Source organism: Pseudomonas sp. JUb42, assembly GCF_024807945.1.
Taxonomy (GTDB): domain Bacteria; phylum Pseudomonadota; class Gammaproteobacteria; order Pseudomonadales; family Pseudomonadaceae; genus Aquipseudomonas.
Map to the genome: position 1 here is coordinate 32,939 of NZ_JANUFD010000014.1, position 13,953 is coordinate 46,891.

Below are 13,953 nucleotides of genomic sequence, written 5' to 3' on the forward strand. Positions count from 1 at the left end.
CAAATGGCTGCCACCTACAAGCATCCGCCACACCACCTACCTGTCCCGCGCCCGCACAATCCGCCCAGCCTTCACCTCACCTGCTTGAAAGCTGCCAGACAGATCTCTATGGCGCTAGAAGACCAGACCTCTCTAATTGCACCGCCAGGTCGATAACGAGCCACTCAAATGCCGTACTTTTTGTTGCCGCCAGAGGTTATGCAATATCGCCCGCCTCTCGGCCCAATGCACACATTATGGCCCGAGCAAGAGCATGAGTATTCGCGTGCCGCTGGGGCTGAACGGTGTATAGATTCGGATTGACGCACGGCGGCACGCTGATTCGCTGCTGCGTGGCAGCCAAGGCCATTGCAGAGCGACTCGGCACTGACCCACTGCGGGGATGACCCGTCTGCAGATATCCTGGCCCATAATGAATTAGGGTTGCGCTCGTAAATGCTCACCTTGGCGCCGCGCCTGATTTTCGCAACCACCTTTCCATCCGGCCGATCACGAACGTTCAAAGTGTCCGCGTTTACGAACTCCTCGGGTTCAACTGCCTGCACAGGTCGAGGTGCGACGGCTGGGGCCGCGTAAGAGAGAGCTGGCGCCGGCTGAACAGGAGGCGAAGGGGCTGGCGGTCTTTGTTGCCCTGGCTTAGCAGACACCCAAAGAATGACCACCAATATTATGAGCGGTACGAGCCATCCCTGTTTTTTCGTGCTGGCCACGATTCGACATCCCATGTCTAAGCAAGTGGCCACTACACCACGAAAACCCTGGCTAACGGTAGGCCACTTTCTCCTTTTCTAGATCTGACTTGATCGATACAGGCCATATCTACCCAAAATCTGGGTAGTTTCCGTGGCAACCTGCGTGGAAACCTCCGAGTGGAAACCACTGGCAGTCGCCCAGGCTGATCTCTAAGCCGCCATGGTGTTGCTGTCATAGCAACGCCTTGGCCAGCACCGTGGCGTCGGCCTGTTTACGGAATATTCCTGGAGTAACTCACCACTGTTGATCAGCACTTTCATGGCCTGGGCCGTAACCTTGCCCGTAACCATGGCCGCTGTAACCTTGGCCGCGCCACACCTGCAACTGATCGCTTTTCGTGGCGCGCATGAAACACCCTGTTTCGCTGTTACAGCGACTCTTGGGCCTGGCCCGGGGGATCGCGCCCCGCGTAGGGGTGTTAACTCGGGTGTTAACACTGTTAACCAGTTCGTACCGGTGGCTCGTACCATTCGTACCGGTACCTAACCGGTTAACGTCATTTCCGTGTTAACCGGCGTGTTAACCACTGTTCTGGTAGCTCCAGCGACGCCCTGCTGATCAGGTGCAGATTCGTGGATACCCGAGTGGATACCGGCAGATTGGATGCCGGTGAAAGCCTGGTGGTCTCCGGAAGGGTAAGATTTGAAATCGCCCCTTTCGACACGGCTGCCGGCCTTCAGCAAACCCACCGGCCGAACGAACGAAAATCCGTTGAGTGAACGGATATCGGGAGTTTCGCCCACATACAACTGGTTACCACTGCGCGGTGGTCACTTTTCGTGGAAACCAGCCTGGTAACCACTTCTCGTCAATGCCCGATTTCGTTGATACCGGGCATCGCGCACTGAGCCCTATATTGCCGTTATTCGCTGTCGACCTATCTGATCAGGGCCTTGGCGTTCATGCCCAGCCGATGAGACGCATCGATTTGGGGTTGTTTTCCTGCTTCCAGTTGGAACCTTTCCCCGAATTCGCCTCTCCATCTCAGAATGGACGAGTCGTCGATGGGGTAGCATCAAATGACAGCGCAGCAAGATTTGGTCGAGTGGAGTGCTCGTTGGCGCCTTAGTGGAGAGCTCATGTCGTGCAGATCATGTCCAGGCCAACAGTCTGTTACAGACCGACTACATCAATTCTCTCACTCGCCTTATTGCGTCCAAACGCTTCAGAATCGCAGTCCTTGGGACGATCTTGATTCAATCTGCGGTCGGCTCGACGTGACGAGCTGAGATTCTCCCTACTCCCTTCTTAAGATCCTTCCCGATTTCCTCGGTATCCGTACCGATAAATCCTGAGTGGCGTTAACGCCACAGTGTGTCGCTTTCTACACAGCGTGTTGGATTCAACACACTGGCGCCCGTGGGAGCGAGACTACCAATTCTGGTTATTTCGACTGATTTTGATCGACCCGATGACGCGGCACGGCCATGGGGTGGTGAATTACCACGCCACCCCGTCGCAGAGTGGCCAGTGATTTGATCGTCTTTAGATTTGCAGGCCTGTCGCTTTCGCTGCGTACCACTTGCGTACCAGCCGCCTGCGTACCTGGGAACCGCCTCCGGACAGAGACCAAATTGGCTCACTGAGACCGTTTCGTCTCACTCGGCATGAAGATACCGGAAAACTCTCCGGCATCTTTTAGACAACACCAAACCCTTGCGCGTAGGGGGTGCTGTATTTGAATACAGCAGTGTTGTATTGGCTGGATTGACCGTCCATGGACTGCTGGCCAAATACATCGGCGAAGGGTGATTTTAACCGGGCTCCCCCTGACCTATCAGCAGAACAAGTTGTGCCGATCGGGCAGGACTTGTTGTGCTCTTTAGGCAGGCTCAGGGCAACTTCGCGCACCCTGGTGCTGCGTGAAATCCGTGCGTGACGCTAATGCGTGAATCCCCTATTGGCCAAGGCTTCGCGCACTTCTCAATGCCCCTCAGAGCTGCGCGAAGTAGTGCGCGAACTTGCAGCGCCAACCTTGCCTATGGGTGCAATCTCCAGTTAGACATGAAGGTGGTCCGGCGCCGCTCCGGGCTCAGCGCCTGGGCCCAGGTCTCACCGCGCAGACGCCGCATCTTCACGGTGTTCCACTTCAGCTCAAGGCGTGCCGCCCACTGAATGGCCGGCAGGGTAATACCGTCCAGGGTGATTGGCGTCGACCCGGCGCAGGTCGTGTCTCGGTGCGGCGTTCTGGGGACGTAAACAGCGGAAAGGTCGAAGGTAGGGTTGTGCATGGCAGCCATCTCGCGATATCCAGATGGACGCGAAGTTATGTGGCTGGATGCAATTGTGATTATTGGGCTGTTGGTTCGCGGTGCTCAGCGTGGGTCGGACGTGCGAACCGTTTCGCGAACCGGGAGCGCCAGGTAGGCCGAGTTAGAACCCTAACGCCCAGGGTAAACAGTCGTGGTCGAATTAGGTCCGAAGTTATTCGTAACCGATCTTCCACCAGTTGAATCGTTGCAGTACGTTTGGCTTCCTGCGCTATTGCAGTTCACCATCACGGCTCTAGGACGTCTCGGCTCATCCTGAATACCTGCAGCTATTCTCGCGTCCCGCTGAGCTCTTCGCTTGGCTCGCGCCTCATTCTGTTGCTCTTTTATACCCAAACTGCTGGTGTTGTCAGGAATTACAACGACATCGTTGCTTCTCGGGCCGCCTGTTGAGAGGCGAGTCTGCCTAGTGATCTTGGCTGCTCTCAGCTGCCGCTGAACGACGTCAGCACTAACGGCGTTGACGTCTTGGAGATTGGTTGCTGTCGTTGGAGAGTAAAGGGATGAATCGCCCACCCAGGTCGGGCACGGAGCAAAGGAAAAACTGACCTTGCCCTCATGATCCACACATTTGTAGGAGTCGGCCAGGGCGGCCGGGCTGGAAACGAGCAGCGCGATGAGAGCGATCTTCTTGATCATTGCAGTCGTCCGTGTGCGATCTGGCGGCGCCAACAAGGTTTGTTGAATCCATGTAGTGATCACCTTATGGCGCCCTGCTCAATAGAGCAAGACGCCATCATAGTGATTAAGGGGTGACGACAGTAGCAGGCAGCTCCACCGTCTTGGGGCGAACTGCCCACGCACCGGAGCCGGGTACTTTGTAAGCCTCGTACTTGTCCCTGACACCAGCATCAAACAGCGCCGTATTGGCCGCCCCCATGGTTTGGTAATAACCCGACGTAGCCGCCTGAATGGCGTGTTGTTGGCGAGCCGCTATGCGTTGGGCCGGGATAGTGCGTCTCTCCGCTGCGGCTGATCCGTATTGACCGGCGGCCACACCAGCAACTGCTGGCGCACCTCGCCCAACCATCGCCCCGGGTAGGACACCATTCAGCCTATCCAGCCCATCCTTTGAAGTCAGCGCACTGGCCAGTAACCGGTTTGAGCGCTCATTGATCTTGGCGCCAATCTTTCTCGGAATCGCCCTCATCAGCGTATGCATGAGGCCCACTGCAGGGCTTGCCCCGGAGAAACCCGCCGCCACCAAATCCCCTATAACCCCGTTGGCCTCGTCCAGCTCTGCCTGCCTGCGAGCGGTAGCGCTATTCCCTAACGCCCGGCCTGTAAGCTTTGAAACGCCAATTTCGTGGTTAAGGGAGTTTTCCCAAGCCGCCCTGGCAGTGTCGTCTGGGAGGATTGCCGCCACTTTGGCCCGTCCGTTGGGTGAGCGCAGATATTTGGTTATGTCCGGCATGCCCGCTGAGTCATTGCCGATCCTGCCGATGATCGTGGATACGGCCCCAATTCGTGCCGCCTCCTGTTCTGAGGGGTTAAGGCGCGCAAAGTCGGACGCCCAGCGCTCAGGACTGATGTTCATCTTGAAAATGTTAGAGCCATGATCGATAGCGTCTCTGTACTGGCTGTGGCCAGCGAAGACGGCGCGAGCCTTGGCATAGCTCGGCGCGCTGGCGTCCATGATGCCCAGCAGCTCGTTGCGAATACCGATAATGTCCCTGGCTTCAGATTTGGCCCCGGAGCCCAGCAACCCCTCTATCTGTCCATCGAGGTTCTGCTTGATCACGTCCAGGTCGCCCGTTCTTGGAACTGCTCGGGGTGTTACCGACCCGTCGGCCGCAATATCCATAAACTGCCCATCAAATGCGCGCCCCTGGTTCGCGGCCCGGCGCTCGGCATCACGGTAGGCGGCCTGCATTGCCGGACGAGCCATTAAGGCCTGCAGTTGAGGTGTCCATGGCACTTCCTCGGCATGAGCGGCCGCGTACAAAGGCGCGGATTCCTGAGCGCGGCGGGCAATTGTGTCATCGATAGCGGCATCTGCTGATCGGTTAACGCCACTGAGGGACCTCGCGTTATCCGTAACTCTGGCCCCTTGCGCTGATTGGCGAGCCGTCAATGTGTCAGTAATCGTGGTCCTCGCCTGACCTGGGGCAGTGGCAAGCCGCTCGACCAATCCGCGCACGTTCTCGCCCCCGGCATCCGCTGGAATTGCCGACCCTGGCTGTTGTGCTGCAAGATCATCGTATTGGGTGCGGAATTGCTCGGGGGTGAGGTTATCGCGTTCAAGCGCTCGGCCAAGTTGCGCTTGGGCGCGGACTTCCGGCGAGGTAATTGCGTTGGACACAGCCTTGACGCTGCCGATAGCGGCAGGCACCACACCGCCCACAATACCGCCTAGCGCGGCGCCTTGGAGCGCTCCAGGGATTCGGTCGCCTACGCCGCCTTCGGCCGATCCAAATCCGTAGGCGCCCCCATATGCCGCCCCTGTCGCTGCCCCTGTCGCAATGGCGCGCCCGGTGGTTTGGCGTGCTGCCGCAGCCGCAGTCGACGCACCCAGTGATGTGCCTCCGGTGGCCAGCGCAAGGCCAACACCGCCAGCCAGGTCGCCAGCAGTCGAAACGTAGGGGTGCTGATCCTGACCGGTCTTGAGTTGCGCTCGTTGATTGTCCACGTTCTCGTCGAAGCGCTGGCGCCATGTTTCAGCCGACGAGCCATTCTCGGGGATGGGGATAAACGGCTGAACTGCGGCATCCAGACCGGCAAGTATTTCGTCTTGGAAGCCAAGGGTAATACCGTTGCCAACGCCACGAATGGCCGCTGTGCCAGCGCCGACTTCATCCTTGGTGTCGCTGAACGGGTTTGAGTACCAAGACTTGTCCGGCTGCGACGGAGCTGGCGCAGCGACAGTGGATTGCGGGCCTGCGCCTTGGGCGCGCTGTGCTGCGGTCGTGATGATTGGCGAGCTATCCCATGGGTTGGTCTGCGGCGTTGTTTTAGGTGTGCTGGCGGGCGCTGCTGCGCCCCCATCGCCACCAGTCCAGGCGCCGGCCGTTGCCTGTGGTTTGGCCGACGCTGGCGTTATGATCGGTGAGCTGTCCCAAGGATTTGCTGGTACAGGCTCAGCACCTGCTGGTGCTGGTTGAGTAATCGGAGAATCGTCCCAGGCGGCCATTATTCTTTCACCCGATGATTACCTTGTGGGTCAATGAAATGAGCGCCATGAGGCAGGCTAGCGAATTGATCCGGAGTGCTGATGGTGTACACCGGCTGCTGCGTTGCTGGTTGTTTCTGCGCCGTTTGCTCCTGCTGGGGTTGTTGAGCAGATCCTCTCACCTCGCCTTGTTGAGGCTGCTGATTCGTGCTCCGACCCAGTAACCTGTCAACATCCAACGGATTAACACCCTGGCTCGCTCGTCGGTTATTTACGATATTCGCCCGAGATTGGGCGATCAGATCGTTGTAATGCGAGACTTCCCTCATACGCTGCTGAACGACTTTTGGGTCTCTCAGGTTGGTGAACATCTCGTTTAACGCCCGCTCTGCATCCCCCTCTGTCTGCGTACCCTTGTTGAGTCTGAGGCTCTCGTTTCTGAATTTCTCCAAGTTTGCTTTGAAGGACGCGAAGTTGGCGCTGTTCTGATCGCTCGCTCCGGCGGCGTTCATTGTGGAGCTGACAGCATTGCTCCAAGGCCCAAGCTGGAGCGAACCGTCGTCGATCTGTGAGTTGATCTTGGCAAGAGTCTCATTCATCGTTTTGATAGAGCCTATTGCTTCGATATCGGCGTCTTCATCCTTCTGCAGCGGGGATGGCAACCCTTTCACCTTGCGAGTGTTGGCGTCCGCAATCGACTGATCTTTGGCAGCCCGAGCTTGATTTGCTTCAATCTCAGCCGCTCGCTTCGGTGCGTCCAGCTGGGCCTGGTAATACTTGTCCGGCGAAGCAGCTTTGAAGTAAGCGGCCCCAGCTTCAGGTAGTGCGCCTGGCGCCACCGCGGCGTCTCGCAGGTCTTCCAAGCTTGCAGCCTGCCGGTACTGCTGATCCGCGGCGCGTTGCTGCTGGCGGGCTGTGATGAGGCCAGAAGCGGTAGAAATGGCCTGCTGATCGTTTTCCTTCTGCGCCTGATCGAACCGGGCGCGCTTTATGTCGTCTTGCGAGATCGGCCGACTGCTGTCTAGAACTGTTGTAAAACTGTCGTCGATGCTTGCCCGCTGCCGGGCGCGAGCCAAAGCGTCTTCCTCTGCAAAGCCTTTGCGTAAATCTATGGCGCGCTGGAATCGGTCGTGAGCAAGCTTCGCGTCACCAGGGTTTGCTTGGCTGAACGCGCCAACGCCGTCACCAAGATTCTTCGCCGAGCCTAGGCTGGCGAACTGCGGATTGGAGCTTGGCGCTGCGCCGCTTCCATTGAAGTCACCCGGTGCGAGGTTGGACAGAGATAGCGGCTGTGGCAGCTGCTGCGAAGATTGAGGCCCGCCGCGCGATGGTGAGGCGTCCTCAAGCGAGGGCGAGCGCGCCGGCGCCTGCTTGGGCACTGGCGCTTGGTAACCTGGCCCGGCACTGGCAAGGCTTAATTCTTGCGGGGGAGACAGAGGCGCTTGGCGCTGATAGCCAGGCAACGCGCTTTCTAGCCCGGTCGACTGCGGCTGACTGATGGGCGCTGACGGAGCGACCGTCTGCCATGCATCGGACAGGGAGGTGACGCGCTGGCTCTGAGGGATATTTGGAGCACCGAATGTCGTCGTTGTAGTGTTTAGGGACGATGGTGCGTTGCTGAATGAGGGCTCGCCTTGGGCGCCGACACCGGCATAGATTGCTGTACGACCATCGCCGATGCCCAGAGGGTAGGCATCCTCAAGACGCGCGGAAGACGTTGAGGCAGTCACGGGTGCCGACGTTTGGTAATTCAGTCCGTCATTCAGGCTCGGAGCCTGCTGCCGCCCCCCTTTATCAAGGTATTTTGCTGGCGTGTTGGTCTGATCGAAACTTGTTTGCCGAACATCCTGTTGAGGCTGCTGGCCAGCGCTGGCGCCGAGCTGCTGGGTGGCCCTGGCGACGGGGCCGGAGGCATCTGGTGATGCGTTGCTCAGGTCTCCGGTAGGCGGCGGACGTTTACCCCGCAACGCCGCTTGCTGTTCAGTGGTTAGATAAGCGGTTGCAAGGTCGCCGATAATATCGCCGTATGCCATGAGAGGGTCTCCGAATTGGGATGGGCAGGCAGTCACAATTAGAGAATTTGTGGCTGGGGCCCATCACGCAACCGGAGAATCAACGTGTTCACGCGTTTTTGTTGCGGGGTCTCGGGCCACGTCTCAGCTCGCCGAAAGCCTCCGCCCAGCTCAGTCCACGGTAACGGCGCATCTTTAAAGTCTGCCATTTGATGCCGTGAATCGACGCCCACTCGCGAGCAGGCTTAACCTGGCCTGCTACGCAGACAGGCATGCTCGCGGCACAGATGTATGGTTGAGGATGAATGTCGTACATGGTCGGCCCCCGATGTGATTGATGGCCTTAGATATATGTGGCCGGAAGGCATTGGGAATCAGGAGTCGAGATGTGCAAAAGCCCGGCTGTAGTGGCCGGGCTTGAGTTTCGATCTGTGAGCCATCCAGCTCAGTGCCTACCTCATCCGATGATGTTGAGCATGATCGCCTCGCTTTCCGTCATGTCGTCCCGCTGGCTGGCCAACATGTACCGAAACACCGCCAAGGCCTCCTCCTTACTGCGCGGCCTGATCTCGGCCAGCAGGCCGAACACAAACCAATCCCGGGCACTGGCTTCGGCTGGCCCATCGCTGGCGTCTCGGTCCACGGCATTGCGAAGCCGGTAAAGCTCGTTCCAGTAGTCGATCTCTCGGAGGCAGTCAGGCAGCGTGTTCGGCATGAGATCCGGACGATTTTTAAACCGCTCCGCTACCTGGCCCTTGTCGAAGTCGCCAAGCGCCCCGGAGACCTTCAAACCATTCAGCGTATCGATGCAAAACGCTTCCGCTTCAGTGTCGAGCCAGAGGTCGTCGCCGAAGCGGGCCAACGCCTCGTCCCGACTCTGGCGGTCCTGAGTTGAGCGTTCTGCCAGTAGCTCAAGATCGGCAAAGCCGATCGACCCGAACGTCGCAAATGGATTCCCTGGGTTGGTGGCTCTCAGGAAGTTCGTGTACCGGCCCTCAAGCTCCTTGAGCGGTGTCCTGATCTTCTTTGCCGCCTCCATCGCAGTCGATATCGGCCCTGCCTGCCCGGTGGCGATCACGGCGCGCAGCCATAGCAGTGCGTCGACCTCTTTATCTCCTGTCACCCCTTGTTGCGGCGGTAGCTCCTGAACGCTTGGCAACGTTTCGGCACTCGACCGGATCGGTGGCAAGGTGAACATCGCGCGGTGCTTGTCGTTGTCGCGGAAGGCGCCCGACCGGAAGACGATCATTTTGACGGTGCCGATGGCGAGCCCGGTCTTTTCTGCGACTTCGCGATATGAGTGGCGTCTGCGCAACTCAATCACTTGCTGGCGCTGATCACCAGTAACCCCCTGTTTCACTGTCTGCATGTGTAACCCCCCGTTACTCATGGTCAGTGGATCGTTGGGAATGGAAGGACATTCGTCATGTCGAAGCTCTTCTCTACCGGTATAACCGGCTGCTGCCCCATATCCTTCAAACTGCCCTGCAAAATTCCGTCGCAATAGGCAGAGTAAAACGCCTCGCAAAGCGGGCCGCCCGAGCGTTGCTGGTTTTTCACGTCGGCGCTGTCTTCAATGCGGGCCTCGAAGACCAGCCCACGCAGTGTCTTGTGCTTCGCCCGACGGAGCTTGGCGCGGTGTACGGGGTTAACGTTGAGGATGTCGCATAGGCGATCAAACCCCAGGGCACCAGCGACCTTAGTTCCGTCGCCTTCCATGCAATAGCCAAAACGAGCAAGGTTTTTGCGGGACATTTCGAGTTCGGCGCTCCTGTGGTTATCGGCGCACATTTCAAGCAGCTCCACATCAAGGCGAGAGTACGGCAGGCGCTTTCTAAGTGTTTTCGCACACCGCATATATTCGCGCCGCTCCGAGTAAATCTGATCCTGCATTGCCACCCATATGCGGCACGTCCGGCGAGTGACGATCAGAAGAGTTCCAGGGGTGACGCCAGGCTTCGACGCGATAGCCCATAGGTCGTTGACGAGCTTTGGAATCATTGGTTTTTCTCCATAGGTGTTTGGTCATAGGTGGCGCGCAACTCGGCGCCGGCCCGGCAATGGCGGGCGGCGGGCGAGTAGCAGGACCTGCAGGACATGATGTGGTTGACGTAAAGGTCGCGTGCCTGGCGCCATTCAGGCGTGGCAGCGGCGGCGTTCGTGTAGAGGCTTGGCGGCGATCGGGTGGGGCGCTCGACCAACACCAAACGCGGACGATCCGTCGTGCGGCTCGCCGGTGCCGGTTTTTCAGCGCCTGCGACGCTGGGCGGCATGTGATTGAGCAGTTCGGAAAGTAGGCTCATCGCGCCACCTCGGCGAGATGACCTAGATCCAAGTGTTGCTGTGATTTCAAAAAACGTGGCAACAGTGGCAACGGTGGCAACAGCTCCGGAATACGTGGCCTCCAGCTGTCGAATTTGCTGCCAGTTCGTTGCCACCGGTTTATTTGTGGCAACTGATATAACCGGTAGGTCGTTGAAATGGCGTCGCCTATATTCAAAAACGTGTTTGTGTTGCCACCTGTTGCCACTTCTTTTATTAGGTGGCAACGCTGCAAAGCGCCGGATCTAAAGGGCGTTGCCACCGTTGCCACTGTTGCCACCGTTTCTAGGTTCCTATGTACATTGGCTACAGTCATTGAGGGCTTACCTCCGCATCCAGGCACTCAGGGTCGATCACATATAGGCGTGTCTGACCGCCGCCGGGCAGACGGTAATTTTTGGTGCTGCGCTTGCGGTCGGCGTCTCGTTTGGCCAGCACTTCGGCGCCTTCCAGTGCTTTGATGATTCGGGACAAGCCATATCCATGTGCCGCCTCGATCAGCGACGACTTGTTAAACAGGTACAGGCGTTTTCCCGCTGTCAGCTCCCAGTAACCGGCCCGGTTGAATACCTTGGTGTCTGGCGTCTGATCGTCCACGTCCGAGAAACGGCTGCTGCCGTGCTTGTCGATGAAGTCGAGAATGCCGGATAGGATTTGACGGTCTTCGGCGTTGCCGCTGCCGACCCTGCTTAACCACTCGCCATAGAGCAACTGGCAGTCGGCCAGGGCGCTGCCTGGCGCCCAAGGCAGTAGGCCGTAGGCGATGGCCATTTCTCCCGCCAGAGCGATGACGGCGAACCGGTCAGCTACCCGCCCGGCCTGGGCGTTGTCCTCGATGAACTTGGAGCGAATACCTGCGAAGTCCTCCAGCAGGCCGGGGCGGTAGTCGCTGGCCAGCAGTTTCTCCACGAATGCCGGGCCTAAGTGCCCATGGTCCGCTCCCACGGCGACAGTCAGCAGGCGGTGGAAATCTGCACCCTCAAGGCCGTGTAATTCGTCAAAGGCGCGATGGGTACGTGTACCGGCGTTCACGTCCACCATGCGCAACTCGGCGCCAGCATGGGCGGCATTGCCACTGATGGCGGCATGCTCGGACAGTGAGCGTTCGCCGCTGGAAAGCGCCAGGAGCCGCCAGCTCAATTTGCCGCGCGCCTCTCGCTCACGGGTCATGGTGCCCTTGCCTTGGCCGTTGGCCAGCGAATAGGCCATCTCCTGTACCCGCTTAGGGTCTGCACGCTTGATCTCGTCGAGAGGAAGCATGGTGTCGTTGCGGCTTGACGCTTCAATCTCCAAACCGCCCCGAGTCATATCCCAGCTCGCCGCGAATATGCCCGGGTCGCCCCATACCGACGAGCCGATCAGTTGCGCCAGTGACTTACCACTGGAGCTGTCGCCCACCAAGTGAACACCGCCACCCAGCACGCCTACCAGACTCAGCAGTGGGCCGGCCAGCGCGCAGCCGATGGCCAGCGTCAGTACCGGGTTGCCCTCGCATTTGGCGGCGACTTCGGCTTTCCAACCCTCAAGGTCACCGCGCCGGCTGAAAAGGTTCTGCCCTTTGCCACTGGCCTGATAGCGAACCTTATCGCTGCCAATGGTGCGACCTGGGAGAACAAAGGCGCCCGACTCATGCCAGCCCGGTCGACACGTGGTGGCGAACACTTCGGAGGGGCGCTGCTCCAGCAGATATTCCATGAACTGGCCGCGTTTCTTGAGAGCGATGATGACGCCCATGCCGAACAATTGGCGCCTGGCGTCCTCGCCACTACCGCCGAACACCTCCATGGGGATGATCCACTCCTTGGTGCCGCTCTCGGTCAGCAGGCGGAGGAGGCGGCCTTCGCTTCCGTCATCGCTATTGGTGGTGCGAGCGGCGACGGTCACAGGAGTGGCGATCCATTCATCAGTGATCGGGCGGTCTGTCTTATCGTCGTCGCTGTCTTCGTCGGCGGCGGCGCGCTTGAAGCCGTGCCAGTACACGCCGGGGCGCAATCTGCGGCCTTTCTCGTTCGTTACCCAGTGCTCATACACACCCCAGCACGGTCGATCAGGTTCGACCGTGGGAGCTTCGGGGCGCAGATTGATTACATTTTTTTCAGGCGATGCCATGGGCTTTACTCCAAACGGCCAGATCGTTGAAGTCCGTCAACGTGTCAGGCGCATCGGCCGGCCACTCAGGGAACGTCACCAGCGCACCCGAGGCTGCGGCAGCTTCGTTGGCAAAGGTTCGGCCGGGATTTCCCTCGGTAAGGCGGTCATCGTCAGCAGCGATGATGATTTCCACGTTGGGGTATTTCGATCGCAGCGCCTGCGCCACAGACTTGAGGTTGCCCGCATTCATCGCCGCCGCGACGGTGTAGCCGCCGTCCTGATGAAGCGTGGCGCCGGTCGCCCAGCCCTCGCAGATGCAAAGCGGCCGACCGGGCGAAACTACGCCTAAGGGCGAATAGCTGGCCTTGACCTTGCCTTGGTACACAAACCGCTTCGTGCCGTCCGGTCCGATGCGCTGCAGGTTGACCAGCTCCCCGTTGCTGTAGAGAGGGATCAGCAGTTCGTCTCCTCGCTGGCGCAGGCCATGCGGTCGAACCCCTTTGGCGAGAAGGTAGGGATGTGCAGGATCTGCCCGCCGCGCATCACGCCACCAGCGGCGCGCCTTCGCTGCGGCTTGCTGTCGGTGCTTAAGCTGTTGCGCCTCACGCTGGGCCCGCGCCTGGGCGATGCGCTGGCGCACCTGCTCAGCTTCACGAGGGTCTGCAGGCTCGCGGCTACACCACGTCGAAGTGCCGCCTAGCTTCCAAGAGCCGAAGGCACCCGAGGCAATGCCATCTGCAAAGAGGCAGTACCAGCCGTTGGTTGTGCCGGCCTTGTCACCTGGCACAAAAAATCTGCGAATTGTTCCGTCGCCCTCCGGCAGCCAGTCGAGCGGCCCAAACGCTGCTTGGAGCGCGTCTCGAAACAGAATGGTGGCGTCCGTCATGCCGCGCCCTCCGGTTCGTAACGCGCCAGCACGGCGCCGATCTGCTTCACGATGGCGTCAGTCTGCTCACGGCTGTGCTCGTTGGTGGCACTGTCGCGCAGCTTGACCAGATCGCTAAACGCGCCGATCAGCAGGGCATGACCGTAGTTGTCCATGTGTGGCGGCACGTCGTCGCGGATGACGCTTGCGAGCGGGTCGAATTGGATAACGTCACCCATGGGCCGCACCTCTGGCAAAAGCCCGGCAGACGCTTCCGTTGTTAGCGGCGTGCCCGTAGGTAATGTCGTCGATACCGTCAACGAGACTGGTCGTTACTTGCGCATCAGAACTTCGCATAACTACGCGCCCACACTCAGCATCGGCGGCGGTAAGAAACGGTCCCAGCAGCGCTTTGGGCACTTTCGGGTGGGTGACGTACCAGAGTTCTTTGGCTTTCTCCGGGCAAGCCGGTAGCGCTGCCGATAACTCAGCATTTTTGAATTTCATGTCGTTAACCTCTTTCGAGCTAAT

Annotated in this window: 12 protein-coding genes; all 12 read right to left on the bottom strand. The window is 59.2% G+C overall.

The window, feature by feature from the left end:
• Window positions 1-164: 164 nt before the first annotated feature.
• The 12 genes from M2401_RS24745 to M2401_RS24795 all read right to left on the bottom strand — a co-directional run bounded on the left by M2401_RS24745 (window position 165) and on the right by M2401_RS24795 (window position 13,929).
• Window positions 165-725 carry an SH3 domain-containing protein gene (locus tag M2401_RS24745; RefSeq protein WP_259106932.1) on the bottom strand — a complete coding sequence of 187 codons (561 nt, stop codon included), beginning with the start codon at window positions 723-725 and terminating at the stop codon, window positions 165-167.
• A gap of 2,007 nt (window positions 726-2,732) precedes the next feature.
• Complete coding sequence (locus M2401_RS24750; protein WP_259106934.1) at window positions 2,733-2,984, bottom strand: hypothetical protein; 252 nt, start codon at window positions 2,982-2,984, stop codon at window positions 2,733-2,735.
• A gap of 150 nt (window positions 2,985-3,134) precedes the next feature.
• Window positions 3,135-3,662: a DUF4124 domain-containing protein gene (locus M2401_RS34740; protein ID WP_409033979.1), complete on the bottom strand. Its 528-nt coding sequence runs from the start codon at window positions 3,660-3,662 to the stop codon at window positions 3,135-3,137.
• 106 nt (window positions 3,663-3,768) lie between these two features.
• Window positions 3,769-6,153: a hypothetical protein gene (locus M2401_RS24755; protein WP_259106938.1), complete on the bottom strand. Its 2,385-nt coding sequence runs from the start codon at window positions 6,151-6,153 to the stop codon at window positions 3,769-3,771.
• Entirely contained in the window at window positions 6,153-8,165 is a 2,013-nt protein-coding gene (locus tag M2401_RS24760) for a hypothetical protein (RefSeq protein ID WP_259106940.1), read from the bottom strand. The genes M2401_RS24755 and M2401_RS24760 overlap by 1 nt, the downstream gene beginning before the upstream one ends.
• Before the next feature lie 436 nt (window positions 8,166-8,601).
• Window positions 8,602-9,513: a hypothetical protein gene (locus M2401_RS24765; protein WP_259106943.1), complete on the bottom strand. Its 912-nt coding sequence runs from the start codon at window positions 9,511-9,513 to the stop codon at window positions 8,602-8,604.
• 23 nt (window positions 9,514-9,536) lie between these two features.
• On the bottom strand, window positions 9,537-10,145 hold the full coding sequence (locus M2401_RS24770) for a hypothetical protein (RefSeq protein WP_259106946.1): 609 nt from the start codon (window positions 10,143-10,145) through the stop codon (window positions 9,537-9,539).
• Window positions 10,142-10,447, bottom strand: coding sequence for a hypothetical protein (locus M2401_RS24775; RefSeq protein WP_259106949.1), 306 nt, complete (start codon window positions 10,445-10,447; stop codon window positions 10,142-10,144). The genes M2401_RS24770 and M2401_RS24775 overlap by 4 nt, the downstream gene beginning before the upstream one ends.
• Before the next feature lie 331 nt (window positions 10,448-10,778).
• Entirely contained in the window at window positions 10,779-12,575 is a 1,797-nt protein-coding gene (locus M2401_RS24780; protein ID WP_259106952.1) for a DUF927 domain-containing protein, read from the bottom strand.
• On the bottom strand, window positions 12,562-13,443 hold the full coding sequence (locus M2401_RS24785; RefSeq protein ID WP_259106956.1) for a toprim domain-containing protein: 882 nt from the start codon (window positions 13,441-13,443) through the stop codon (window positions 12,562-12,564). Before M2401_RS24785 ends, M2401_RS24780 begins: the two co-directional genes overlap by 14 nt.
• Entirely contained in the window at window positions 13,440-13,661 is a 222-nt protein-coding gene (locus M2401_RS24790; protein ID WP_259106958.1) for a hypothetical protein, read from the bottom strand. Before M2401_RS24790 ends, M2401_RS24785 begins: the two co-directional genes overlap by 4 nt.
• Window positions 13,654-13,929, bottom strand: coding sequence for a hypothetical protein (locus tag M2401_RS24795; protein ID WP_259106960.1), 276 nt, complete (start codon window positions 13,927-13,929; stop codon window positions 13,654-13,656). Before M2401_RS24795 ends, M2401_RS24790 begins: the two co-directional genes overlap by 8 nt.
• Window positions 13,930-13,953 lie beyond the last annotated feature (24 nt).

Bases quoted from the DNA above. Each gene is read 5' to 3' on its own strand.
- M2401_RS24745 (WP_259106932.1), bottom strand. From the start codon at position 725: ATGGGATGTCGAATCGTGGCCAGCACGAAAAAACAGGGATGGCTCGTA.
- M2401_RS24750 (WP_259106934.1), bottom strand. From the start codon at position 2,984: ATGCACAACCCTACCTTCGACCTTTCCGCTGTTTACGTCCCCAGAACG.
- M2401_RS34740 (WP_409033979.1), bottom strand. From the start codon at position 3,662: ATGATCAAGAAGATCGCTCTCATCGCGCTGCTCGTTTCCAGCCCGGCC.
- M2401_RS24755 (WP_259106938.1), bottom strand. From the start codon at position 6,153: ATGGCCGCCTGGGACGATTCTCCGATTACTCAACCAGCACCAGCAGGT.
- M2401_RS24760 (WP_259106940.1), bottom strand. From the start codon at position 8,165: ATGGCATACGGCGATATTATCGGCGACCTTGCAACCGCTTATCTAACC.
- M2401_RS24765 (WP_259106943.1), bottom strand. From the start codon at position 9,513: ATGCAGACAGTGAAACAGGGGGTTACTGGTGATCAGCGCCAGCAAGTG.
- M2401_RS24770 (WP_259106946.1), bottom strand. From the start codon at position 10,145: ATGATTCCAAAGCTCGTCAACGACCTATGGGCTATCGCGTCGAAGCCT.
- M2401_RS24775 (WP_259106949.1), bottom strand. From the start codon at position 10,447: ATGAGCCTACTTTCCGAACTGCTCAATCACATGCCGCCCAGCGTCGCA.
- M2401_RS24780 (WP_259106952.1), bottom strand. From the start codon at position 12,575: ATGGCATCGCCTGAAAAAAATGTAATCAATCTGCGCCCCGAAGCTCCC.
- M2401_RS24785 (WP_259106956.1), bottom strand. From the start codon at position 13,443: ATGACGGACGCCACCATTCTGTTTCGAGACGCGCTCCAAGCAGCGTTT.
- M2401_RS24790 (WP_259106958.1), bottom strand. From the start codon at position 13,661: ATGGGTGACGTTATCCAATTCGACCCGCTCGCAAGCGTCATCCGCGAC.
- M2401_RS24795 (WP_259106960.1), bottom strand. From the start codon at position 13,929: ATGAAATTCAAAAATGCTGAGTTATCGGCAGCGCTACCGGCTTGCCCG.